Source organism: Nocardia blacklockiae, from assembly GCF_015477355.1.
Classification (GTDB): Bacteria; Actinomycetota; Actinomycetes; order Mycobacteriales; family Mycobacteriaceae; genus Nocardia; species Nocardia blacklockiae.
Map to the genome: position 1 here is coordinate 77433 of NZ_JADLRJ010000007.1, position 22743 is coordinate 100175.

Here is a 22743-nt window from a genome sequence, read left to right on the forward strand (position 1 = left end):
GACTCTTGCGTGATACGGAGATCTCGAGACTGCGGCCTGAGCGGGCGGGCTTATCAAGTGTGGGCGAGGTAGTGCTCAGTGAGGGATTCCGAGGGGAGTCGATTTCATGATCGAAGCAGAGTACAAGGCCCGACTCGGGGACCCCGATGTGGTTCGCGCGAATCTGCGACAGCGAGCGCGATCCGAGAACGTGTCCTACCGGGATGTGTACTTCGATCGCGGGAACGAACTCGGGCAGGCCGGTCGCGACTTCCGTCTGCGAACGATCATCGGTGAGGATGAGACCCGATATCTGCTGACCTTCAAGGATTCTGCCGTCGACTCCGAGACCGCCTCCAAACCGGAGTTCGAGACCGTAATCGGGGAGCGGGAACCGATGGAAGAGATCATCGCGCGACTCGGGTATCTGCCCGTCATGGAGCTGACGAAGCAGTGTGAGAACTTTCGGTTCGTCAGTCATGGTCGCAAGTTGCTCGCGACAGTCGTGACAGTGCCCGAGATCGAGGGCACGTTTCTGGAACTGGAGACACAGGCCACGGAGGAAAATCTGCGAGCAGTGCTGCGCGATCTGCGGATGGTCCTGGCCGAGCTCGGCGTCTCGGAAGACGAGTTGACCGCCGAGCTCTACACGGATGCCGTGGCAGAAGCGCGCAGACGCTTAGGATGAGACCACCTGACAAGCGGCGCGGAGGACCCGCATGAGCGGTTGTGAAGTGCTGTGGCATCCGACCTCGACGTCGATGGCGCCGATCGTGGCACACAAGCTTCTTTCCCAAGGCTTTTCAACGGGTCTGCATCCAGCGGGTCCCGGTCTCGAGGAGTGGGAGGCGAAGCTCGCGCAATACGGTGTCGACTATATGAGTCGAGGGTCGGCGTTGATCCGACGGCAGGTGGCAACCGATCTGGTTGTGCTGCAACAGCAATTGGATACGCCGCGTATGTGGGCGGTGGCAGCGCGGCTGATGACGTTGTTTGCCAAGACCTATCCGGGGAGTGACGGGAACAAGGCGATTTCTTGGTATCGGATGGCGGCTGAGGCTGCCGATCGGTCCGAGGAGACGGACATTCGGGTGTGGGTTCGTGGGCGGGCCGCTATCGCGCTCGGGTATGAAGGGGCGTCGCTGGCGGTGGCGAATGCCTTTGCGGATCAAGCGCTGGGGATTTCGGAGCGGCACAGTCTCGGGCGGCTCAATTCGATTTGGGGGAAGGCTCATGCGGCTGCTATCCGGGGGGATCGAGCGACGGCGCGGGGGTTGATCGATACGGGACGTCGTGAGTTCGATCGGTCGTATTCCGAGGAACAGACGTCGGACTACGCGGTTCCGTGGTGGCGGGTGAATGTCTTCTTGTCGTTGCTGGCGGCGCGGCTTGGTGAGGAGAAGCTGGCGGTGCGGGCGCAGGAGGACGCGCGGGCCGAACTGCCTGCGGAGTTGCCGCGGTTCGCGACACATTTGGAGATGCATCGGGGCTTGATGATGGTGCGGGCAGGGGACCGTGCCCAAGGTGTGGAGGTGGCGCGTGGCGCGTTGGACGCGCTTCCGCCGGAGAAGCATTCGCTCACGTTGCGGATGCTCATGGAGGAAATCGCCGGGCCCGTGCCTCAGGATCAGGTGTGGGCGATGTAGTCCTGGCCGAGAGATTCCGTGCGGGTGGCGGATTCGGCGCGGTCGAGCCAGGACAGCCAGGGGCCCGCGCCGAGGCGGGGTTCGTGGTAGCCGGCGGTGGTGCGGACGATGCGGGTGCCGGGTTGTTCGAGCCAGCGGACGAGTAGGCCTGTTTCCTCCGGGGACGCGCCGCGCAGAGGTGGGTAGCGCGGGTCGGCGAGATCGTCCGGGGACGAGATAGGGGCGGTGGCGGCTGGGATGCCCGGCAGGGGGACTTGGTGATCGTTGTGCGCCGTAGCCGTGGTCGTCGGTGGCGAGGTTCCGTGGTCGGTGTGCGGGGTGGTCGAGAAAGTGGTGGGAAGGACCGTTTCGGCTGCGGCGACGAGGGATTCGACGACGGGCATGGGGGAGACGCCGCGGGTGGCGGTGCCCGCGGCGGCGAGGCGGCCGTAGCGGATGACCGCGAATTCCCAGCCGCCGGAGCCGTCGGGGCGGGCGGCGATCAGTTCGGCGATGCGGGCCAGGGCGGCGAGGCGCTGGGTGCGGCGCACGGCGCGCACGATGGCCGCCAGGTGGTCGCGGAGGCGGGCCGCGCCCTCGAAATGTTCGGCGGCGGAGTAGTTTTCGATGCGGTCGCGGATCAGTCGCAGCGGGGCGTCGTCGCGGCCCGTGAACAGGTCGCGGATGGCGAGCGGGGCCGTCGCGTACTCCTCGGCGGTGCGTAGCCGGCCGTCGGCGCTCGCGGGGCAGCCGCCGACCACCGCGGGCGGGCAGTCCGCGCCGTGCCGGGCGTGCCGGGGGAGTCGCGCGGTGCAGGTGCGCAGGCCGCAGTATTCGGCGAGGGTGGCGGCGACCTCGGCGGCGTCGGCGCGGGAACGGAAGGGGCCCAGCGCGTCCCACGTCGGGGTGCGGGTGATCGCGAAACGCGGGAACGCCTCGGCGGTGAGGGTGAGCCACCACGCCCGCTTCGGGAACTTCGAGCGCCGGTTGTACGGCGGCGTGTGCGCGACCAGCAGCCGCAGTTCGCGCACCCCCGCCTCCAGGCCGTGCGCGCACGGCACATGGTCGACCCGGGTCGCCAGCGCCACCATTTCGCGCATGCGCGTGCGGGTTTCGGAGCCGGTGAAGTAACTGCGCACGCGCCGCCGCAGATTCACGGCCGTCCCTATATAGAGGACCTCCTCCGACGGCCCGCGGAACAGGTACACGCCCGGAACCGCCGGCAGGTCCGCGGCCAGGAAGCGTTTGGACCGCTGCCGCCGGCTCACGTCCGGCAGATAGTCGACCAGCTCGGTGAGGCTGTGCACGCCGAGATTGCCGACCCGCTCGATCAGCGCGTGCAGCACGTCGACGGTGGCGCGGGCGTCGTCGAGCGCGCGGTGCGTGGGCCGGGTGGAGGCGCCCAGCAGCTGCGCCAGCGCCGAGAGCCGCACGGTCGGCGCCTCGTCGCGCGCCAGGATGCGGCGGGCCAGCTGCACCGTGCACAGCACCCGGAACGCCGGCCACGCCGCCGCGCACCGCGCCGCGGCCGCCTTCAGGAAACCGGTGTCGAAGCGGGCGTTGTGGGCGACCAGCACCGCGCCCGCGGCGAATTCGAGGAATCCGGGCAGCACCGCCTCGATGCGCGGCGCGTCGGTGACCATCGCCGTCGTGATGCCCGTGACCTGGATGACCTGCGGGGGAATCGCGCAGCCGGGATTGACCAAGGTGGCGAACTCGCCCAGCACCTCGCCGCCGCGCACCTTCACCGCGCCGATCTCGGTGATGGCATCGCGTTCCGGGCTGGTGCCGGTGGTCTCCAGGTCGACGACGACGAACGTGGTGTCGAACAGCGGCGTATCCAGGTCGTCGAAGGCCAGCTGGGCCGGACGCGGACCGCCGGGCGTCGCATCGGGCGCGGTCGGAGGCACGGCGTGCAGCGTAGGACGAGGGTCCGACAGAAAGGCCGCGCCCGGGGTGATTGCCCGAGTTCCGTGCGCAGTACTCGGAACGCGAGGTTCGAATTGCCGGAATATGCGGAAATGAGACGAGGGTCACATTCATGCGTGATGTGAATCAATAATCGATCCGCGGCAGATAACTACGGGCCGACATCTCGGCGGTGTCGCGGCGTGTCGCGAGCGGGGGCGCCCGCCATCAAACTGTTCGGTCGCGTTTTTGGCGACAGGGCGCCGTCGACGTGCGGATTCCACCAATTAACGTTCGGTAAACCCAAGATCGACTCGCCGGGTGAGCGTGCCGGTGGCGTCAGGTAAAGCCGCAGGTAGCCGCGCTGCGTTATCTTTTCGTGATTGGTGTGAGATATGTCGCAGTGCGCATGACGGCGATTTCTCGATCGATGCCGATTCGCGCGCTCGCCGCTTTACAACGCACCGTTATGTGCTCGTAATCTTCCTGAGACCTCACGGAGTCCGACGCACCACCGGGTGCGGCGTCGTGGGGCAGATGAGGAGTACCGCATCATGGCGATCAAGCGACAGGTTCCGGGGCCTCGTACCGCCCAGGCGGCGGTCGCGGCCGCCTTCGGCGCTGCCACCCTCAGCGCTCTGCTGCTGCCCTCCGCACCCGCTGCGGCGGCGCCGGTCAACGTCCCGGGCGTCGGCAGCTTCGACGTACCGGACGAGGTGCTCGCCCAGATCCCGCCGGGCGTCAGCCTGCCCGGCATCGAACTTCCCGGCGTCGGCCCCGCGCCCGCGCCGCAGCAGTCGGTCGGCCAGCGCGCCGCCGACGCCGCGCTGACCCGGGTCGGCACGCCGTACTCCTACGGCGCCACCGGACCGGACGCCTTCGACTGCTCCGGCCTCGTGCAGTGGTCCTACCAGCAGGCCGGTGTCGACCTGCCGCGCACCAGCTACGCCCAGCTCGAGTCCGGCTCGCCGGTGTCCGAGGACGCGCTCGAGCCGGGTGACGTGGTGTCGTTCTACGGCGGCAGCCACTCCGGTCTCTATGTCGGCGACGGCAACGTGGTGCACGCGTCCACCTACGGTCAGCCGGTCTCCGTCGCGCCGATCTCGTCGATGCCCTTCGCCGGCGCGCGCCGCTACTGAGAATTGGGCGGTTGACGACGGCCGCCGGTGGTCACCGCACGTGCGCGCGCGTGCGGTGACCACTGCCTCGGCCCGCCGCCCGTGACCGATTCGTGCCCTACTGGACACAGACGGTCGCCGTTCCGTAACCTTATCGAGACCTTCGTCAGTCCGCGGCACTCGGCGGATCCGACTTCAGCGAAACGGGGCACGGCAAGCGTGACAGCGCAGCACCGCAACAACCGGACCAGCCGCTTGGTGGGCGGCTCACTGGCGGTAGGCGTCCTGGTGTTCGGGGCCTGTGCCGGCGGAGGCGCCGGCGCGGACCCGGTGGCCCAGCCGACCAGCGCCAGCGACGCCGTGCAGAAGCTGATCGAGCTGTCGCACCAGGCCGAGCAGCTCAACCAGCAGGCCTTGGCCGCGCAGTCCGATCTCGACGTGAAGCAGGCCGCCGCGGGCGAGGCCGACACCAAGCTCGCGGGCGCCACGGCGGCGGTGGACGCGGCACAGGCCGAGGTCCGCAAGTATCAGCCCGCCATCGACCGCACCGCCATCGCCGCTTATCAAGGCGCGCGCACCAATCGGTTGTTCTCGGTGCTGGTCAGCAATTCGCCGCAGCAGCTGCTGGACCAGATGTCCACGCTGGACGTGATGTCCACGCAGACCGCCGCGCAGGTCTCGCAGTACAAGAAGGCCAGCGACTCGGCCACCGCGGCCCAGTCCGTCGCCCGCACCGCCTCCGACGCCGCCCGCACCGCCGCCCAGCAGGCCGACGCCGTCCGCGCCGATCTCGAGCGCAAGCGCGCCGACCTGCAGGGTTCCATCGCGCAGGTGATCGGCGCGTGGGGTCAGCTGTCCGCCGGCGACAAGGCGGCGCTGTCGGGCACCTTGTTCCCGCCCGGTTTCGACCGGGACCGATTGCTGAACGGCCTGGTTCCCGGCAGCGGCACGAGCGCGCTGGCCGCGGGCCTCACCCGGATCGGCGATCCGTATGTCTGGGGCGCCACCGGACCCGACCAATTCGACTGTTCGGGCCTGGTCCAGTGGGCGTTCCATCAGGTCGGCATCAACCTGCCGCGCACGAGTCAGGCGCAGGCCGGTGTCGGCACACCCGTGGGCCGACAGGATCTGCAGCCGGGCGATGTGGTGTTCTTCTATTCCGACGCGTCACATGTGGGTATCTACGCGGGCAACGGCCTGATGCTGCACGCCTCGACCTTCGGCGTTCCGGTCGCGGTGGCACCGATGGACTCGACCCCGTTCCACTCCGCGCGTCGCTACTGGATGGGTATGCCGTAACCACACCGAGGTGAGCGTGAGCGAGCGTAGCGAGCGAGCGATTCGGGACAGCGACCCCGGCCGGGGCCGCACAGGCGCCGGGCGGCGGCGTTGTCGAGCCGTGAGCTCGGCGGGTGCGCCGGGCGGCGGGGCCGCGGAGTGACCGCCTGGCGCGGTATTCGAGACTGGTTCGCGGCGCGGCGGCGATTCGAGTTCGTCACCACGGTGGCGATGGTGATCGCGTTGACCGCGGCGGGCGGGGCGCTGGTGCTGCTGCCCAAGGCGGCGCTGCCCAAGCTGCGCCCGGCGCCCGCGGTCGCCGAGGCCGTTTCCGCGCCGCTCGATCCCGACCCGCAGCTGCCGGAGTTGCGGCGCGTGATGGAGTCCTACGGACCTGTTGTGGCGCAACAGGTTTCCGGCGAAGACGGCCGACTCTCGGTGGTACTGGGGCATGCACGCCAGCGCGGCGACATCGACACGCTGGCCCGCGAGATCGGTCCCGCGGTCGCGGAGATCACCGAATTGTGGGGTCCGGACTGGGCGCAGACGGCCGTGGTGACGATCGCCTCCGGTCCCGCCGAATTCGCGGCGCTGACGCACGCGACCGGCATGGTGTCCGCCGAGGTGGCGGCCGCCTCGGTCGCGGATCCCTTCGTGCCGGGGACCCGGCCGACCGGTCAGCGCGTGGTGTTCGCGCCGGACGCGAGCCGCCGACTGGGACCCGAGGGACTGCGCGACACCTTGCGCCACGAGCTGACCCACGTCGCCGCGCGGGCCCGCACCGTCGACGGCTCACCCCAGTGGGTCCTGGAGGGATTCGCCGAATACTCGGCCCGCCGCGACGAGCGCGAGGCGTTCGCCCGGCAGGCCCCGCTGCTGGCCGCGCGGGCCCGCTCGGGAGAACTGCCCAGCGAGCTGCCCGCCGACCCCACCTTCACTCCCGCGGCCGGGACCGGCGCCGCCCTGGCCTACGAGCAGGCCTGGTCCGCGAACGCCTTCGCCGCAGGCGAATTCGGCGAAGCGAAACTGGTGCAGCTGTACCGCGGCCTGGCCACCGGCCCGAAGGACCCCGCCGCCCTCGACGACACCCTCCGCTCCTGCCTCGGCATCGGCTACCCCGATTTCGTCGCCCGCTGGCGCGAGTGGATCAGGTCCCGCGTCGACTCCTGACCCGAAAGCGAGGAGCCGGGCGCAAGCGCGGCGTATGTGCCCCGGCTTCCGGCGCGTGCACCGGGCGCAGCGGCTTTCCGTGCGAGTGCGGTTGGTGCGCTGGGGGTTTGGGGGCGGTGCGGCCCCGGAGGTGCGGGATGGGGGTGCGGCAATAGACTCGTGCCCCATGGCACGCACCCTGCTGGTTACCAACGACTTCCCGCCGCGGCCGGGAGGTATCCAGTCGTACGTGCACTCGCTGGCCCTGCAATTACCGCCGGACGATCTGGTCGTGTACGCGCCGCGGTGGCGCGGCGACAGCCACCTGCGGTTCGATGCCGAACAGCCGTTCCAGGTGGTCCGGCATCCGACGACGCTCATGCTGCCGACGCCGCTGGTGCTGCGGCGGGCGGCCAAGTTGCTGCGCGACGAGCGGTGCGACACCGTGTGGTTCGGCGCGGCGGCCCCGCTCGCCCTGATGTCCCCGCTGCTGCGGCGCTCCGGCGCGCGCCGGATCCTGGCCAGCACGCACGGCCACGAGGTGGGCTGGTCGATGCTGCCGGCGGCGCGGCAGTCGCTGCGGGCGATCGGCGACCACACCGACGTGATCACCTACGTCAGCAAGTACACCCGGCGGCGCTTCGCGGCCGCGTTCGGTCCGCAGGCGGCGCTGGAGTACCTGCCGCCGGGCGTCGACACCACGGTGTTCCGCCCGGATCCGGCGGCGCGCGAAGAACTTCGGGCCCGCTACGGCCTCGGCGATCGGCCCACCATCCTGTGCCTGTCGCGCCTGGTCCCGCGCAAGGGCCAGGACATGCTGCTCATCGCGATGCGCGAGATCAGGGAGCGGATCGACGGCGCGGTGCTGGTGATCGCCGGGGGCGGGCCCTACGAGGAGAAGCTGCGCGGCTTCGCCCAAGCCCTCGACCTCGGCGACGACGTCGTGTTCACCGGCCGCGTGCCCGCCGCGGAACTGGCCGCGCACCACACCCTCGCCGACGTGTTCGCGATGCCGTGCCGCACCCGCGGCGCCGGGCTGGACGTCGAGGGCCTCGGCATCGTCTACCTCGAGGCCTCGGCCAGCGGGGTGCCGGTGGTTGCCGGGGATTCGGGCGGCGCGCCGGAAACCGTGCGCGAAGGCCGCACCGGCCACGTGGTCGACGGGCGCTCGCCGAACCAGATCGCCGACGCGATCGTCGGCATCCTGTCCGATCGCGACGCCGCCGCCCGGATGGGCGCCGCCGGCCGCGAGTGGGTGTCCGAGCAGTGGCGCTGGGACGTGCTCGGCGGCCGGTTGCGCACCCTGCTGGAGGGGAGCGTGCGATCGGACCGCGGGTAGCCGGTGGGTTAGGCTCACCAGCATGAGGGAGCGCATCGAGTCATGAGCACTGTCCAGGTTGCCGATCAGACGTTCGTCGCCGCACCCGGCACGGCGGTCGCCGAGCTGCTGGCCGACCGCGGCCGGTGGCGGACGTGGTGGCCCGACCTCACCCTCGACGTCCGGGAAGACCGGGGCGACAAGGGAATTCGCTGGACCGTGGCCGGTCCGCTGGACGGCACGATGGAGGTCTGGCTGGAGTCCTGCCTCGACGGCGTGATCCTGCACTACTTCCTGCACGCCGAACCCGGTGACGCGTCCCGACTCTCGGCCCGGGACCTGGCGGCGCTCAATCGCGCCCGGCGGGTCGCGGGGAAGAGGATGTCGTTCGAGATCAAGGCCCGGCTCGAGGCGGGGCGCCCCGCCGGAACGGCCCCGTGAGCGGTCGCCGCTAGTCGCGCCGACCGAAAACTGTTCTCCCGCACCGCGAGCCGGAAAGGAAACGCTGCCAGTCATGGCCGACCGGACCCAGAGGTCGATCATCATCGACGCGCCGTCGGATCGGGTGATGAGTGTCATCGCCGACCTCGAGTCGTATCCGGAGTGGGTCTCGGCCGCGCGTTCGGTGGAGATCGTCGACAAGTTCCCCGACGGACGCGCCCGCACCGCGCGATTCGTGCTCGACGCCGGGGTCGTGAAGGACACCTATCTGCTGTCCTACACCTGGCGCGCCGACGGCAAGGCGGTGAGCTGGCAGCTCGTCAGCGGCGAACTGCAGAAGGCCCAGGACGGCTCCTACGAGCTGATCGACCAGGCCGACGGCACCACCCAGGTGATCTACGAGCTGACCGTGGACCTGACGATCCCGATGATCGGCATGTTCAAACGCAAGGCCGAGAAGGTGATCACCGATACGGCACTCAAGGAACTCAAGAAGCGGGTCGAAGGCTGACGGGCCCGGTGACCGCCGACCGGACCCGCTTGGAGCTGTTCATCGGCAAGGGCGGCGTCGGCAAGACGACGCTGGCCTGCGCGACCGCCATGTCGTACACGCGCGCGGGGCAGCGGGTGCTGGTCGCGTCGCTGGATCAAGCGCATTCCCTCGGTGACGCGCTCGGGTTCCGCTTCCGGCACGATCCGGGGACCGTCGCGGGGGTGGCGTCGGTGCTGCCCGGGCTCGACATCATCGAGATCGATTCGCTGGAACTGCTCGAGGACCGCTTCCGCGAGGTGCTGCGCATGCTGCGCACCGGCGCGCCGCACGAACACGGACTCGACCTGGCCACGCTCGATCCCGCGGAGCTGACCGGGCTGCCCGGCGTGCAGGAACTGTTGATGCTCACCGAGATCGCGGAGTTCGCGGGCGAGGACGACTGGGACGTGATCGTGGTCGACTGCCCGCCCTCGGCGGACATGCTGCGCCTGGTCACCGCGCCGGAGACGCTGCTCAACTATCTCGACCGGGTGTGGCCCGCGCACGCCCGCGCGCTCAGCGCCGGGGGCCGGGACCTGCGGCGCGCGGTGCTGGCGGTGACCGCCGAGCGGGTCGCGGTCGCGGTCGCCGAGGTGCGTGACCTGCTGGCCGATCGCGGCCGCACCGGCGCGCGGCTGGTGACCGGGGCCGAGCGGGTCGCGCTCGCGGAGACGACGCGGGTGCGTTCGGCGGCCGCGCTGCTGGGTCTGCGCCTCGACGAGGTGATCGTGAACAAAGTGCTGCCGCCGGTGCCGCCCGCCGACTCGGCGCATCCGGCGGTGCAGTGGTATCTGGCCCGGCGCGCCGAGCAGTCGGAGGTGATCGAGGAGCTGCGGCGCAGGCTGGCGGGCATTCCGGTCGCCGTGAGCTACCACAGCGGACCCGAGCCGGTGGGAATCACGCAGCTGACCGATTTGTCGTACGCGGTGGATTCGCGGGGTAACCGGGCAATACCGGAGGCAGAACCTATGCTTGGCGACACGAACACCGCGGCCGGCGAGCCGGTGGTGCGCTTGGAGTCGGGCAGCGGGGCGCGGTCGGTGTTCACGCTGCGGATGCGTTTGCCCGTGGCCGACCCGGCGACCTTGCGACTCGGACGAGTGGAGGACGATTTGATCGTGGGAGCGGACGGAGTGCGGCGCCGCATGCGCCTGGCCCCGGTATTGCGCCGATGCACGGTCGACGGCGCCGAACTCGACGGTGACGAGCTGATCGTGCGCTTCCGTCCCGACCCCGAGGTGTGGCCGCGATGAGCCCCGGCGAGGTAGCGGTATGAGCGACCACGAACGCGACTCGGGCGAGTCGCCCACACACCGTCCGGGCCGCGGCTTCCGCACCGGGCGCAGGCCCTGGTCCGACCGTGTCACTCCGGGTGGCCCCGAGCGTGAATTCACCCGCGCCCGAGCCGAAGACGCCACCCGTGCCGATGGTGTCGGCCGGGGAGACGACGCCCGCCGCGCCGAGGGTGCCGCCCGCCCGGAAAGGAACGAAGGTGCCGGGCTGGCTCGCGATGCCGCTCGCGCCGAAGGTGCTGCTCGGGCTGGCGATACCGCTCGCGCCGAAGGTGCTGCTCGGGCTGGCGATACCGCTCGCGCCGATGGTGTCGGCCGTGGGGAGGCCGGCGAGAGTGCCGCTCGTGGCGACGGTGCGAGAGGGGGCGAAGCGCCGCACCGTGGGGCGCGCAGTGGCGCGACGAGCCGGGTCCACGGCACTGGGCAACACGAGTCGTCCGCTCGAAGCACTGGACCACGTGGCGACACCTCGCGCGTGCCGGGCGGAGCGGTGCGGGGCGCGGAGGGTGTGAGCGATCGGGCGACGGCTGCCCAGGACGGCGAGGCCTCGGCTGCTCAGGGAGACAACGCTTCCGGGCGTTCCGGCCCCTCGCACGAAGCGAGCGGTGCGGAGGATGTGCGGGCCCGTGCGGCCGGTGGCGGGGGCAGTAGTGGGACTCGGCGCGATGCCGGTGCTGGTCGTGATGCTGGGGCCGGGCGCAATGCCAGGGCTGGGCACGATGAAGGAGTCGGGCGGGATGCCGGGGCCGGGCGGGAAGGTAATGGCCGGGCGGGGGGAGCGGCTGGGGATCGTCGGCATGAGGATCAGCTCGGGGATCTTGCCGAGGAGTTGCGGTTGCTCGCGGAGACGATGCTCGAGCGGGTGGAGCCGGCGCTGCGGCGGGCCGCGGCGGGTGACCGGGTGGAGTGGGACGGCTGTAGCTGGTGCCCGATCTGCGCGGCGGCGGCGCTGGTGCGCGGGGAGCACCACGATGTGGTCGCCACCCTCGCCGAGCACGGCACGGCCATCGTGACGGTGCTGCGCGAGGCGCTGGCGGGCATACCCGTGGAGCCCGTCCTGCCCGATCCGGAGCCGGAAACCGCTGAGCCGCAGGGCGATTCGCGCGCGGCGGACCGGCCGGCCGGAGCACGCGCCGGATACGTGCCGATACCGGTGCAGATCAAGGTATGACGACCCGGAACGGGCGGGAGGCCCCGCTGACTGTCGGCATTGATGTCGGCGGTACGAACATCCGCGCGTCGGTGGTCGACGGGAGCGGCGAGGTGCTCGACACCGTGCAGGCCCCGACTCCGCACTCGGCCCGCGCCCTGGAGGACGGGCTGTCGCGGGCCGTGCGGGAACTGCGCGGCCGGCACGCGATCGGGGCCGTCGGGCTGGCCGTGGCCGGATTCGTCGACGAGACCCGCTCGTCGGTGCGGTTCGCCCCGCACCTGCCGTGGGAGGACAGCGCCGTCGCCAAACGGCTCACCGAGCGGCTCGGGCTGCCGGTGATCCTCGAGCACGACGCCAATGCCGCGATGTGGGCCGAGTACCGGTTCGGCGCGGCGGCCGGCGCGCACAACGGCGTACTGGTCGCGATCGGCACCGGGATCGGCGCGGCGCTGCTGGTCGAGGGCCGGTTGTATCGCGGAAGCTACGGTGTCGCACCGGAACTCGGACATCTGCAGGTGGTGCCGCAGGGCCGCGCCTGCCCGTGCGGCAAACGCGGCTGCTGGGAACGGTATTGCAGCGGAACGGCACTGGTGGACACGGCCATCGAGATGCTGGCCACCGACCCGATGCGCTCCACCATCCTCGCGCGCGAGGTGTTCGCCGACGCGGGATCGCTGACCGGGCGCAAGGTCGCCGGCGCCGCGCAGGACGGCGACCCGGTCGCCCTCAAGGTGATGGCCGACTTCGCGCGCTGGCTGGGCCTGGGCCTCGCGTTCGTCGGCGACATCTTCGACCCCGACCTGATCGTCATCGCCGGTGGCGTAAGTTCCTCGGCCGCACTGTTTCTCGACGACGCCCGCGAGCACTACGCCGCCGCCATCACCGGCACCCGCCACCGCCCCCTCGCCCGCATTCGCACCACCCAGCTCGGCGAGGCGGCCGGCATGATCGGCGCGGCCGAACTGGCCCGCGCGGCACTCGACACCGGCACCCCCGCCGCTCGCGCCCGGCGCAAGAATGCCGAAGCGCCGCAACCACAGTCGAGCACGGCCGAGTCGTCTCGCGCGCAGCCGAACGGCGCGGCGCGGCGGCCCAGCGCCGGAACCGGAACGCGCCGCCGATAGCCGCACGATCGAGGGGTCGGAACCGGAACGTGCCGCTGGTCGGCGCACGACCGAGCGGCCGGAAACCGAACGCGAGCAAAGGTTTCGAGCGGCCTGCGCCGGGATGTGAATGCGCTGCCCGAGACCGGCGATGGTCGCCCGGATGTGAAGTGGGCACGATCCGGTGATGGTGATGCGCTGGACGATCCGATCCTGCTGACTTCAGAACTGGACGATCCGATCCTGCTGACTTCAGAACTGGACGATCCGACCCCGCCGACTTCGGAAGCGGGTGGGACGGGCGGTGAATGAAGGGGGCGGGAGTCGGGTATGCCCGAAGGAGAAGTGGTGTTCCGCGACGAGGCGGGCACCCGACCGGGGACCGGCGGCGACGTCCGGGCGCGCGTGGCGCGGCGACGGACCGTCCCAGGCCGACGGGCAGGCCCGGCGCGACGCGGCGGAGTGATTCCGGCCGTGTGAATTCCTCCGTGCGGGCTTGGTCACAACTCGGCGGCGGCGGTAGAGTCGGCACCGACGGAGGTGCCTGCGAAGAGGCCGGTCCCGTACAGATCACGTGGGAAAGGACGCGATGTTCTACTGGCTGCTCAAGTTCGTTCTGGTGGGACCGCTCATGCACCTGATCAATCGGCCGAAGGTCGAGGGTGTGGAGAACATCCCGGCCGACGGATCAGCCATCCTCGCCGGCAACCACCTGTCGTTCACCGACTGGCTGTTCACTCCGCTGATGAGCCCCCGCCGCATCACCTACCTGGCCAAGGCCGAGTATTTCACCACCCCGGGTCTCAAGGGCCGGCTGCAGAAGTTCTTCTTCTCCGGCACCGGCCAGTACCCGATCGACCGCAGCGGCGCCGACGCGGCCGAGTCCGCGCTCAACACCGCGCGCAAGCTGCTCGGTGAGGGCCGCCTGGTCGGGCTGTACCCCGAGGGCACCCGTTCGCCCGACGGCCGGCTGTACAAGGGCAAGACCGGCGTGGCACGCCTCGCCCTGGAGACCGGCGTCCCGGTGATCCCGGTGGCGCTGATCGGCACCGACGAGGTGTGCCCGCCCGGTCCGTTCCGCTGGCGCCCCCGCAAGGTCACCGTGAAATTCGGTGCGCCGATCGACTTCTCGCGCTACGAGGGCATGGGCGGCAACCGCTTCGTCGAACGCGCCGTCACCGACGAGATCATGTACGAGCTGATGCGGATGTCGGGCCAGGAGTACGTCGACGTCTACGCCGCGAGCCTCAAGAAGGGCGTCCCCTCCGGCAGTCAGCCGGACGCCGACCGCCTCCCGGAGACGCTGGCGAGCTAGCCCGCGCCCCGAGCCCGAGGCCCCGTCATCCCGGCACGCCTCTGGCCGGGATCTCCACCGGTTGCTGGATTCCGGCCAAAAGCGTGCCGGAATGACGGGTATGTTGCGTGCCGGAATGACGGATGTGTTGCGTGCGGGAATGACGGGTGGAGGGCGAGCCGGAATGACACAGGGGCGCGGCTCAGGAGACCTGACGCCGCCGGTAGGCCTCGATCGCCTCGTACTTCGCCAGGTTGTGGCGGGCGTCGGCGAGGGCGTCGTGGGCGTCGGGCGGGACCGGGGGAAGGGCGGGACGGCCGAACATCTCCCAGTGCTGGCGCAGCTCGTTGGTATAGCGGGGTAGCGCGCTGGGGAGATCGACCATCGAACCCCACAGCTGGCACAGCACCACGTGGTCGTAGGCGCCGACCCAGGCCCACATCTCGGGTTCCACCGTGGGGCGCGGGACGAGGAAGCGCAAGAGTTCGTCGCGGATCTGCGCGCGGGTGCGCCACAGCGGCGAGGCCGGGGCGGGCAGCTTGGGCAGCACGTTGCGCCGCACCCACGGCCCGGCTCGCTCCGGATCGAATTCCGTTGAGACCGCGTAGAACTCGCGCCCGTCCTCGCAGACCACGCCGATCGAGACGAGGTCGATGACCACGCCGTCCTCGATGAATTCGCAGTCGTAAAAGTATTTCAGCGCGATCGCCCCTCGTGGTCGGCCGGGCGGGAGACCGCCGGCAGCGGAAGCCCCGCACCGATGCCACGGGGCTCCTCGAGGTTACGGGTCCGGCGAGTGCGTTCCCGCACGCCCCCTACCTCCGGGTTACCACAGGGACGCTCGGGGTCACTATCCTGAGCTGGTGAACTGGACCGTCGACGTACCGATCGACCGCTTGCCGGAACTGCCTCCGCTGCCTGCCGAGCTCCGTCGGCGACTCGACGACGCGCTCACGCGCCCCGCCCTGCAGCAGCCCTCGTGGGACCCGGACCTCGCGGCCAAGATGCGCACCGTATTGGAGAGCGTGCCGCCCCTCTGCGTGCCCGCCGAAGTGGAAGAGCTGCGCGAGCACCTCGCCGAGGTGGCCCGCGGCGAGGCGTTCCTGATGCAGGGCGGCGACTGCGCGGAGACCTTCGCGGACAACACCGAACCGCACATCCGCGGCAACATCCGCACCCTGCTGCAGATGGCGGTGGTGCTCACCTACGGCGCCAGCCTGCCGGTGGTGAAGGTGGCCCGGATCGCCGGGCAGTACGCCAAGCCCCGCTCCTCCGACACCGACGCCCTGGGCCTGAAGTCCTACCGCGGCGACATGGTGAACTCGATCGCCGCCGACGGCCCGCTGCGCGAGCACGACCCGTCCCGGCTGGTGCGCGCCTACGCCAACGCCAGCGCCGCGATGAACCTGGTCCGCGCGCTGACCGGCGCCGGCATGGCCGACCTGCACAAGGTGCACGACTGGAACCGGGACTTCGTCGCCAAGTCCCCGGCCGGCGCCCGCTACGAGCAGATGGCCGAGGAGATCGACCGCGGCCTGGCGTTCATGACCGCCTGCCGGGTCCAGGACCCGAGCCTGCAGTCGGCCAAGATCTACTGCAGCCACGAGGCCCTGGTCCTCGACTACGAGCGCGCGATGCTGCGGCTGGGCCACAACCCGGCCGGCGACCCGGTGCTCTACGACCTGTCAGCGCACTTCCTGTGGATCGGTGAGCGCACCCGCCAGCTCGACGGCGCCCACATCGCGTTCGCCGAGCTACTGGCCAACCCCATCGGTCTCAAGATCGGCCCGACCACCACGCCGGAGCAGGCGATGGAATACGTGGAGCGGCTCGACCCCAACAACGAGCCGGGCCGCCTGACGCTGGTCGCGCGCATGGGCAACACCAAGGTGCGCGACGTGCTGCCGCCCATCATCGAGAAGGTCCAGGCCACCGGCCATCAGGTGATCTGGCAGTGCGACCCGATGCACGGCAACACCCACGAGTCGTCCACCGGCTACAAGACCCGCCATTTCGACCGCATCGTCGACGAGGTGCAGGGCTTCTTCGAGGTGCACCACGCGCTGGGCACTCACCCGGGCGGCCTGCACATAGAGCTGACCGGCGAGAACGTCACCGAATGCCTCGGCGGCGCGCAGGACATCTCGGATCTCGACCTCGAGGACCGCTACGAGACGGCGTGCGACCCGCGGCTGAACACCCAGCAGTCGCTCGAGCTGGCCTTCCTGGTCGCGGAGATGTTGCGGTGAGAGCGGCGGACAGCGCGCGGTGAATGTCGTCTTCCGTGAGATCGGGTCCTTACGCGTCGGCCCCGCCGACCGCCACATCCTGCGTTTGCTGCGCGACCGCGACCGCGACGGGGTGCCGTCCGAGGTGGTGCTGCGCGACGGCAGTCGCCTGCTGATCTTCAACATCTCCTGGGGCTTCGACCCGACGGAGGTATCCGCCCAGGTCACCACCAATATCAGTCCCAGTATCGGCGGCATGCCGGTGGACGTGTTCAGCACGTCGGCGGTGGTCGCGATCAACGATCCCGAGACGGGTGCGCCGCTGCTCGCGGTCGCGTGAACGCCGGTCGGCGCCCGGATTAAAAGTTTGCTGAGCTGTTGCTGATCCGGTTCCGGTGGGTTAGGTTCGACGGTGTCCGTTGCCGGTGGTAGCGGGATGACTCGAGATCTGCCCTGGGAGGACCGATGAACGTGGTAGCGGTAGCCGGAGGAGCGCGCCCCGCCGCCGAAAGGCTCGGCGGCGGCCGCGATCGTTTCGCGGGACGCGATCGGGCCGCCCTGGTGCAGCACGAACTGGTGGTCGACGGCGTGCCCGCGTCCGTGGTGATCGAGCGGCCCGAGGCGGATCGGGCATCGCACGCCTGGCGCTGCCGCGTGCGGATCGCGCGGGGAATCGGGCGGCTGGAGCAGTCGCAGGTGGTCGGGACCAGCGCGAACGAGGTGCTGGAGCAGGCCCTGGAACTGGTCGCGGCGCGGGTCGGGCTCAGTGTGGGCGAGGTGCTGGGCGGCGCGAGCGTGGGCGCGGATCTGCCGCTGCGCCGGGCGGAGAACCGGCCGCTCAGAACGGCAGAACGACCAGCGTGACCGTGCTGCCGGGCTCGACGCTGGAGCCCGCGATCGGCGTCTGCCCGCGGATGGTGCCGCGGTCGTTGCCGGTGAAGATATTGCTCAATACGACCTGCAGGCCGAGCGATTCGAGTTCGGTGCGCGCGGCGGACACGCTCTTGCCGCCCACGTCGGGGAGTTTCACCGCGTTCGAGACGATCAGCGTGACCGACGCGCCGGACAGCAGACTGGTCCCGGCGGCGGGGTCGGTGCCCGCGACCTGACCCGACTGAACCCGGGGATCGAACTCGGTCCTGGTGTCCTGCACGGTGATTCCGGCCCGGTCGAGCGCCGCGCGGGCCTCCTCGACGGTCTTGCCGCGCACGTCCGGCAGTTTCACCGGCGCGGAGCCCTTGCTGCGGTAGACCTTGACCGTCGCGTCCGCCGGCAGCACCGTGCCCGGACCCGGTTCCAGCTGTGCCACCGTGCCTTTCGGGGCGGTGCTGGGTTTCTCGCCGCTGTCCACCGGTTTCAACCCGGCGTCGCGGATGGCCTGACGGACCTTCTCGACGTTGTCGCCGGGCTGGAACTGCGGCACCTGCGGCTTGCCGCTGGAGACCAGCACGGCCACCGTCGAGCCCTTGACGATGCGCGACCCGGCCGCCGGATCGGTGCCGACCACGCCGCCGACCGGGATGGTGTCGGAGGCCTTGTTGCGGACGGTGGTCTCGAATCCGGCGTCGCGCAACTCCGCCGTGGCGCGGTCGGTGTCCATGCCCGCGATCGGCGGCACCGCGGCGTAGCGGCCCACGCCCAGCCACCAGCCGCCGAGGCCGAGCAGCAGCGCCAGCACCACCACGACCGTCGCCCAGATGAGCACCCGGCGGCGGGAGCGGTCGCGGTCGGCCCGGAAGTCGTCGGCGTAGGGCTGCTGGGGAGGCGGCGGGCTCGCGTACTCGGGGTAGTGGTCCTCGGGGCGGGGTTGCGTCGCGGTCATCACCCGGGTGTGCTGCGGCGCGGGCGGTTCGGCGGCGAGCCGGGTCGTCGCGTCGGCGGCCGCCACCGCGGCGGGCGCGGGGGTGGGGCCGATGCGGTAGTGCGAGGACAGGTGTTCGGCCGACTCCTTGGGCGCCGGGACGCGATAGGACGGCAGCCCCAGTTCGCCCGCGATGCGCCGCAATTCGATCGCCATCTCGGTGGCGTCGGCGTAGCGGTGCGCGGGTTCGCGGGCGGTGGCGTGCGCGACCAGCTCGTCGATCTCCGGCGGCACCCCGGCGATGAAGCGGCTCGGGCTGGGCACGTCCTTCTCGACGCGCTGATAGGCGATCGACAGCGAGGTGTCGCCGGTGAACGGGGTGCGTCCGGTCAGCATCTCGAAGATCAGCACGCCGAAGGAGTACACGTCGCTGCGCGCGTCGGCGTTGCCGTCGGTGACCTGCTCGGGCGACAGGTACTGGGCGGTGCCCAGGATGACGCTCGCGGAGGTCATATTCGATCCGGCGGCCGCGCGGACCAGGCCGAAGTCGGCGATCTTGACTTCGCCCGCATCCGAGATCAGCACGTTCTCCGGTTTGACGTCGCGATGCACCAGGCCCGCCGCGTGCGCCACCCCGATGGCCTGCAGCACCGGTTCGGCGACCGCGTAGACCGCGTGCGGCGGCATCGGGCCGCGCTCGCGCAGCAGTTCACGCAGGGTGCCGCCCTCGACGAGCTCCATGATCAGGAACGGGTACTCGCCGTCGATGCCCTGGTCGTACACCGCGACCAGGGACGGGTGTTTGAGCTTGGCCACCGACCGGGCCTCGAATTCGAACCGGCTCAGGAACTGCGGGTCGCCGGCGAATTTCGGGTCCATCACCTTGATCGCCACCGGCCGGTCCAGCCGCGTGTCCACCCCCCGAAACACCATCGACATGCCGCCGCGCGCGATCGGCGCGTCGATGCGGTAGCGCCCGTCCAGCATCTGGCCGATCAACTGATGTCCTCCGACTTTCACAAAGCTCTCACCTCTCGCCTCGGCTGCGACAAGCGAATACCGCCCCCGTGGCGGCTGGTGTCGATGGTATAGGCGGACACCGTCAGGGTGTTTCACGACGTGCGGGCGGGGACGGTCTACCGTTGTTCGGGTGAGTGCCTTTCCCTGCAGCGACGATGTTGTTCCGGAGTCGGTGACCCTGCTGCCGTTGCCCGACGTGGCGGACCAGCTCGACGTCGCGGTGACCCGCGTACACCAGATGCTGCGCGACCATCAGCTCCTCGCGGTGCGCCGGGACGGCGTGGCCGGGATCCCGAAGGACTTCTTCGACTCCACCGGCGCCGTCGTGAAACCCCTACCCGGCCTGCTCACGGTGATGCGCGACGCGAAATACACCAACGAGGAAATCCTCGAGTGGCTCTACACCGAGGACGACACCCTCCCCGGCCGCCCCGTCGACGCCATCCACGGCCCCCTCGCCCGCGAGGTAGTCCGCCGCGCAGCCGCCGAACCCTTCTGACGATTCCTCCCGCGCGAATCACGCCACTTCCCGACGCGTGATTCGCGCGGGCATTCCCCCACGTCTCGTGCACCTTCTCGACACGAGAGACACGCCTTTCTCAACACGTGACACACGCCTTCTCGACGCGGGAACACGTCATCCCGGCACGCTTTTGGCCGGGATCCAGTGGACCGCCTGTGGATCCCGGCCAAAAGCATGCCGGGATGACGGTGGTGAGGGCATGCCGGGATGACGGTGGTGGGGGCACGCCGGATGACGGTGGTGGGGGGCACGCAGGATGATGGTGAAGGGCATGCCGGGGCTGGGGGCGTGCCCGGTGGCGGATTCGCGGGCGGAGTGGTTAGTTGCTGCGTCTGGAAGGCAGGAGGGCGGGGGCGAATTCGCGGGCGGCGGTGCGCAATCGGCGGTGGGTGGGGACGACGGCGCGGGTGGTGAAGATTGCGTAGTCGGAGTGTTCGATCTGGTCGAGGATTGCGGCGTACAGGGTGGCGGCTGTGCGGATGGCCGGGCGTACGCGCGGGGTGAGTAGATCGATGCCTGGGGCGGCGCGGCGGTACAGGGCGCGGTTGGTGGCGATCAGGTGGGCCAGGGCGCGGCGCAGCCGGACGTCGGTGCGGCCGGTGCGGCGGCCGTGTGCGAGCAGTTCGTCGTCCACGCCGAAGGCAGCCAGTTCGGCGGCGGGCAGGTAGACCCGGCCGCGGTCGAGATCCTCACCCACGTCGCGCAGGAAGTTGGTGAGCTGGAAGGCCTCACCCAACGCGGCCGCGGCGGGTTCGGCCTCGACGCGCGGCACGACCGTGCCCAGCACGGGCAGCAACTGCAACCCGATCGCCGCCGCCGACCCGCGCATGTACTCGCGCAACTCGTCCATCGTGGCGTAGTGATCGCGAAACAGCGGCGTGCCGGGCACGTCCATCCGCATGGCGTCCAGAAACGTCCAGAAGTGCTCGGGCGCAATGGCAAACCGCTCGATCGTGTCACCGACCGCCCACAACACCGGCTCCCACTCCGCCGGCACGGGCGCGGAGTGCAGCTCCGCGCACGAAGTGTGCCCGCTACCCGCTGCCGAGCTGTCCGCGTGGAGTGGTGTGTGCTCGTCGACCGATTGCGAGACAGGGGGCGGCGGGCAGCCCAATCGATCGCGGAGGAGTTGTTCGATCAGGTCCAGTTGGCGCGCTGCGTCTTTCGCGCCGTGGTCGACGATGTCGTCGACGGTGCGGGCGAAGGCGTAGAGGGCGTGGACGGCGGGGCGGCGGTCGGGGGAGAGCAGGCGGGTGGCGAGAAAGTAGGTGCGGCCGTGGGTGGCGGCGACGGCCCGGCACTGCCGGTAGGCGGCCGAATCCGTGCGCCGGCCGCCTAGCGGGCCGTCGCTCACTGCCGTGATCTACCCGAGTCGGCGCGCAACCGCAGCGGGTCCACCGTGCGCAGCGACAGCGCCGCCACCACCGCGACGAAGGTGGCCGCAGCGACGTGCACCGGGTTGTACAGCCCGATCGCGCCGCCCGGCTGGAACACCAGCATCAGCCAGGTACACAGGCCCACCAGCACCATCAGCGTCGTCGTCGACATCGCGAAACCGGCGGCCAGCGCCAGCGGCCACGAGTAGTACCAGGGCAGCGCCGCGGGCGACAGGATGACGATCGCGACGAACGCGATCAGGATGCCCAGCACGGCCTCCCGCTCGCTGAGCTTGAACCGCCACCACGTCCAGATCAGGATCGCCACCAGCGCCACCGCGCACAGGCCGCGCGTCCAGGTCAGCACCGACTCCACGCGCAGCGGCGTCACCCAGGTGACCATGTGCGCCATGATGGTCGGTAGTGACAGCCAGTTGATGATCTTCTTCGACCCCGACAGCGCGGTCAGCCAGCCGATCCCGACCCCAGCCACCGCCGACGCCGCGGCGAACACCACCGCGAACACCGACAGGCCCAGTCCGCCGATCTTGGCGAAGGTCCACAGCGGGTGCGGGAGCGGACCCTTGTCCTCGGCGGCGCGGCGCTCGCGTTCGTGAATCATCCAGATCCACACCAGGAACGGCAGCGCCACGCCCGCGGTCGCCTTGATCGCCACGCCGATCGCGACCACCACGATGCCGGCCGCGTGATGCCGCTCCAGCACCAGCGCGATGCCGGCCGCCATCAGGCCGACCATCAGCATCTCGTTGTGCACGCCGCCGATCAGGTGGATCAGCACCAGCGGGTTGAGCACCGCGAGCCACAGCGCGACCGTCGGCTTGCCACCCAGGTGCTTGGTCAGGTGCGGGACCGCCCACATCATCAGGGCCAGGCCGGGCAGCATGACCAGGCGCATCGCCCAGGTGCCGGCCACCACGTTGTCGCCGGTGACCGTGGTGATCCACTTGCCCAGCAGCAGGAAGATCGGGCCGTACGGCGCGGTGGTGGTGGTCCACACGGGACTCACGTTGTCCAGCAGTACACCCGGGCTGACGACCGGGCCGACCGTGTAGGGGTCGTAACCGTCGCGCAGCAGCGCGCCCTGCGCCAGGTAGGAGTAGACGTCGGCGCTGAACATCGGCACCGCGAACAGCAGCGGGAAGATCCAGATGCCCACGACGGCCCGCAGCTCGTTCAGCGTCACCGCGCTGCCGTGCTCGGAATTGCCGATCGTGATGCGGCCCAGCCGAACCCACGCGACGATCATCGCCAGCACGCCGATCCAGATGCCGATGGTGGCCAGCGCGTAACCGTGCCCGAACCGCAGCCACGACAGATGCGCCGCCTCGAGCAGCGGATCGCTGCGCCGCACGGCGCCGGCGCCCAGGCCGCCGAAGGTGATCATCAGCGAGCCCCAGAAGCCGAGCAGCGCGGCATGGCCCTCGGGACTACGCAGGAAGTCGGCGGCGAAGTGGATCCACCAGCGCAGGGTGCGCGGGACCGCCGGGGCGTCGGGAGCCGGGGCCTCGGTGATTACTGTGCCCGCCACGGTGGCGGTATTCGCTTCGGGGGTCGGCATAGGTCGTCGGGTCCCCCCGGGAAAGT

Annotated in this window: 23 protein-coding genes; 18 read left to right on the plus strand and 5 right to left on the minus strand. The window is 70.5% G+C overall.

Features of this window, described 5'->3' with window-relative positions; genetic code table 11:
• Window positions 1-106: 106 nt before the first annotated feature.
• Both IU476_RS21785 and IU476_RS21790 read left to right on the plus strand, forming a co-directional pair.
• A complete protein-coding gene (locus IU476_RS21785) occupies window positions 107-667 on the plus strand; it encodes a class IV adenylate cyclase (RefSeq protein ID WP_195102883.1) in 561 nt (186 codons plus the stop codon).
• Window positions 668-698: 31 nt separating this feature from the next.
• Window positions 699-1625, plus strand: coding sequence for a DNA-binding protein (locus IU476_RS21790; protein ID WP_228824088.1), 927 nt, complete (start codon window positions 699-701; stop codon window positions 1623-1625).
• Here IU476_RS21790 and IU476_RS21795 read toward each other — a convergent pair.
• Window positions 1607-3514, minus strand: a complete 1908-nt coding sequence (locus IU476_RS21795) for a DEDD exonuclease domain-containing protein (RefSeq protein WP_195102886.1) — start codon at window positions 3512-3514, stop codon at window positions 1607-1609. The two genes, IU476_RS21790 and IU476_RS21795, sit on opposite strands and share 19 nt — an antisense overlap.
• Window positions 3515-4066: 552 nt before the next feature.
• On the opposite strand from IU476_RS21795, the gene IU476_RS21800 reads away from it, so the two are divergent.
• The 12 genes from IU476_RS21800 (at window position 4067) to IU476_RS21855 (ending at window position 14211) form a co-directional block, all read left to right on the plus strand.
• On the plus strand, window positions 4067-4651 hold the full coding sequence (locus IU476_RS21800) for a C40 family peptidase (protein WP_195102888.1): 585 nt from the start codon (window positions 4067-4069) through the stop codon (window positions 4649-4651).
• A 198-nt stretch (window positions 4652-4849) separates the two neighbouring features.
• The gene (locus IU476_RS21805; protein ID WP_195102890.1) at window positions 4850-5929 is read left to right on the plus strand and encodes an NlpC/P60 family protein; all 1080 of its coding nucleotides are present in this window, start codon (window positions 4850-4852) and stop codon (window positions 5927-5929) included.
• A gap of 138 nt (window positions 5930-6067) precedes the next feature.
• Window positions 6068-7078, plus strand: a complete 1011-nt coding sequence (locus IU476_RS21810) for a hypothetical protein (protein WP_195102892.1) — start codon at window positions 6068-6070, stop codon at window positions 7076-7078.
• Window positions 7079-7244: 166 nt separating this feature from the next.
• On the plus strand, window positions 7245-8396 hold the full coding sequence (locus IU476_RS21815; RefSeq protein ID WP_195102894.1) for a glycosyltransferase family 4 protein: 1152 nt from the start codon (window positions 7245-7247) through the stop codon (window positions 8394-8396).
• Window positions 8397-8438: 42 nt separating this feature from the next.
• Window positions 8439-8816: a polyketide cyclase / dehydrase and lipid transport gene (locus IU476_RS21820; protein ID WP_195102896.1), complete on the plus strand. Its 378-nt coding sequence runs from the start codon at window positions 8439-8441 to the stop codon at window positions 8814-8816.
• Between the two features lie 73 nt (window positions 8817-8889).
• Entirely contained in the window at window positions 8890-9327 is a 438-nt protein-coding gene (locus tag IU476_RS21825; protein ID WP_195102898.1) for an SRPBCC family protein, read from the plus strand.
• An 8-nt stretch (window positions 9328-9335) separates the two neighbouring features.
• Window positions 9336-10601: an ArsA family ATPase gene (locus IU476_RS21830; RefSeq protein ID WP_324194183.1), complete on the plus strand. Its 1266-nt coding sequence runs from the start codon at window positions 9336-9338 to the stop codon at window positions 10599-10601.
• Window positions 10602-10732: 131 nt separating this feature from the next.
• Entirely contained in the window at window positions 10733-11152 is a 420-nt protein-coding gene (locus tag IU476_RS21835) for a hypothetical protein (protein ID WP_195102900.1), read from the plus strand.
• Window positions 11153-11475: 323 nt separating this feature from the next.
• On the plus strand, window positions 11476-11811 hold the full coding sequence (locus IU476_RS21840; protein WP_228824090.1) for a hypothetical protein: 336 nt from the start codon (window positions 11476-11478) through the stop codon (window positions 11809-11811).
• The gene (locus tag IU476_RS21845) at window positions 11808-12917 is read left to right on the plus strand and encodes an ROK family protein (RefSeq protein ID WP_195102903.1); all 1110 of its coding nucleotides are present in this window, start codon (window positions 11808-11810) and stop codon (window positions 12915-12917) included. Before IU476_RS21840 ends, IU476_RS21845 begins: the two co-directional genes overlap by 4 nt.
• A 105-nt stretch (window positions 12918-13022) precedes the next feature.
• Complete coding sequence (locus tag IU476_RS21850) at window positions 13023-13208, plus strand: hypothetical protein (RefSeq protein ID WP_195102904.1); 186 nt, start codon at window positions 13023-13025, stop codon at window positions 13206-13208.
• Window positions 13209-13485: 277 nt separating this feature from the next.
• On the plus strand, window positions 13486-14211 hold the full coding sequence (locus IU476_RS21855) for a lysophospholipid acyltransferase family protein (RefSeq protein WP_195103341.1): 726 nt from the start codon (window positions 13486-13488) through the stop codon (window positions 14209-14211).
• Window positions 14212-14392: 181 nt separating this feature from the next.
• On the opposite strand, the gene IU476_RS21860 is transcribed toward IU476_RS21855, so the two are convergent.
• Window positions 14393-14890 carry a polyadenylate-specific 3'-exoribonuclease AS gene (locus IU476_RS21860; RefSeq protein WP_195103344.1) on the minus strand — a complete coding sequence of 166 codons (498 nt, stop codon included), beginning with the start codon at window positions 14888-14890 and terminating at the stop codon, window positions 14393-14395.
• A 163-nt stretch (window positions 14891-15053) separates the two neighbouring features.
• Here IU476_RS21860 and IU476_RS21865 point away from each other — a divergent pair, with 163 nt between their 5' ends.
• The 3 genes from IU476_RS21865 to IU476_RS21875 all read left to right on the plus strand — a co-directional run bounded on the left by IU476_RS21865 (window position 15054) and on the right by IU476_RS21875 (window position 17282).
• A complete protein-coding gene (locus tag IU476_RS21865) occupies window positions 15054-16439 on the plus strand; it encodes a class II 3-deoxy-7-phosphoheptulonate synthase (protein ID WP_195102905.1) in 1386 nt (461 codons plus the stop codon).
• A 19-nt stretch (window positions 16440-16458) separates the two neighbouring features.
• The gene (locus IU476_RS21870) at window positions 16459-16758 is read left to right on the plus strand and encodes a hypothetical protein (RefSeq protein WP_195102906.1); all 300 of its coding nucleotides are present in this window, start codon (window positions 16459-16461) and stop codon (window positions 16756-16758) included.
• A 125-nt stretch (window positions 16759-16883) separates the two neighbouring features.
• Complete coding sequence (locus IU476_RS21875) at window positions 16884-17282, plus strand: hypothetical protein (protein WP_195102907.1); 399 nt, start codon at window positions 16884-16886, stop codon at window positions 17280-17282.
• Here IU476_RS21875 and pknB read toward each other — a convergent pair.
• On the minus strand, window positions 17257-19206 hold the full coding sequence (gene pknB / locus IU476_RS21880) for a Stk1 family PASTA domain-containing Ser/Thr kinase (protein ID WP_195103346.1): 1950 nt from the start codon (window positions 19204-19206) through the stop codon (window positions 17257-17259). The two genes, IU476_RS21875 and pknB, sit on opposite strands and share 26 nt — an antisense overlap.
• A 163-nt stretch (window positions 19207-19369) precedes the next feature.
• Between pknB and IU476_RS21885 the strand changes: the two genes are divergently transcribed.
• Window positions 19370-19738, plus strand: a complete 369-nt coding sequence (locus IU476_RS21885) for an Rv2175c family DNA-binding protein (RefSeq protein WP_195102908.1) — start codon at window positions 19370-19372, stop codon at window positions 19736-19738.
• A 343-nt stretch (window positions 19739-20081) separates the two neighbouring features.
• Here IU476_RS21885 and IU476_RS21890 read toward each other — a convergent pair whose 3' ends face one another.
• Together IU476_RS21890 and IU476_RS21895 are read right to left on the minus strand one after the other, a co-directional pair.
• Window positions 20082-21116, minus strand: coding sequence for a phytoene/squalene synthase family protein (locus IU476_RS21890; RefSeq protein WP_195102909.1), 1035 nt, complete (start codon window positions 21114-21116; stop codon window positions 20082-20084).
• Complete coding sequence (locus IU476_RS21895) at window positions 21113-22717, minus strand: alpha-(1->6)-mannopyranosyltransferase A (protein WP_195102910.1); 1605 nt, start codon at window positions 22715-22717, stop codon at window positions 21113-21115. Before IU476_RS21895 ends, IU476_RS21890 begins: the two co-directional genes overlap by 4 nt.
• Between the last annotated feature and the right edge of the window lie 26 nt (window positions 22718-22743).

Coding starts and splice junctions, on each gene's coding strand:
- IU476_RS21785 (WP_195102883.1), top strand. CDS start 107: ATGATCGAAGCAGAGTACAAGGCCCGACTCGGGGACCCCGATGTGGTT.
- IU476_RS21790 (WP_228824088.1), top strand. CDS start 699: ATGAGCGGTTGTGAAGTGCTGTGGCATCCGACCTCGACGTCGATGGCG.
- IU476_RS21800 (WP_195102888.1), top strand. CDS start 4,067: ATGGCGATCAAGCGACAGGTTCCGGGGCCTCGTACCGCCCAGGCGGCG.
- IU476_RS21815 (WP_195102894.1), top strand. CDS start 7,245: ATGGCACGCACCCTGCTGGTTACCAACGACTTCCCGCCGCGGCCGGGA.
- IU476_RS21820 (WP_195102896.1), top strand. CDS start 8,439: ATGAGCACTGTCCAGGTTGCCGATCAGACGTTCGTCGCCGCACCCGGC.
- IU476_RS21825 (WP_195102898.1), top strand. CDS start 8,890: ATGGCCGACCGGACCCAGAGGTCGATCATCATCGACGCGCCGTCGGAT.
- IU476_RS21845 (WP_195102903.1), top strand. CDS start 11,808: ATGACGACCCGGAACGGGCGGGAGGCCCCGCTGACTGTCGGCATTGAT.
- IU476_RS21855 (WP_195103341.1), top strand. CDS start 13,486: ATGTTCTACTGGCTGCTCAAGTTCGTTCTGGTGGGACCGCTCATGCAC.
- IU476_RS21875 (WP_195102907.1), top strand. CDS start 16,884: ATGAACGTGGTAGCGGTAGCCGGAGGAGCGCGCCCCGCCGCCGAAAGG.
- pknB (WP_195103346.1), bottom strand. CDS start 19,206: ATGCTGGACGGGCGCTACCGCATCGACGCGCCGATCGCGCGCGGCGGC.
- IU476_RS21895 (WP_195102910.1), bottom strand. CDS start 22,717: ATGCCGACCCCCGAAGCGAATACCGCCACCGTGGCGGGCACAGTAATC.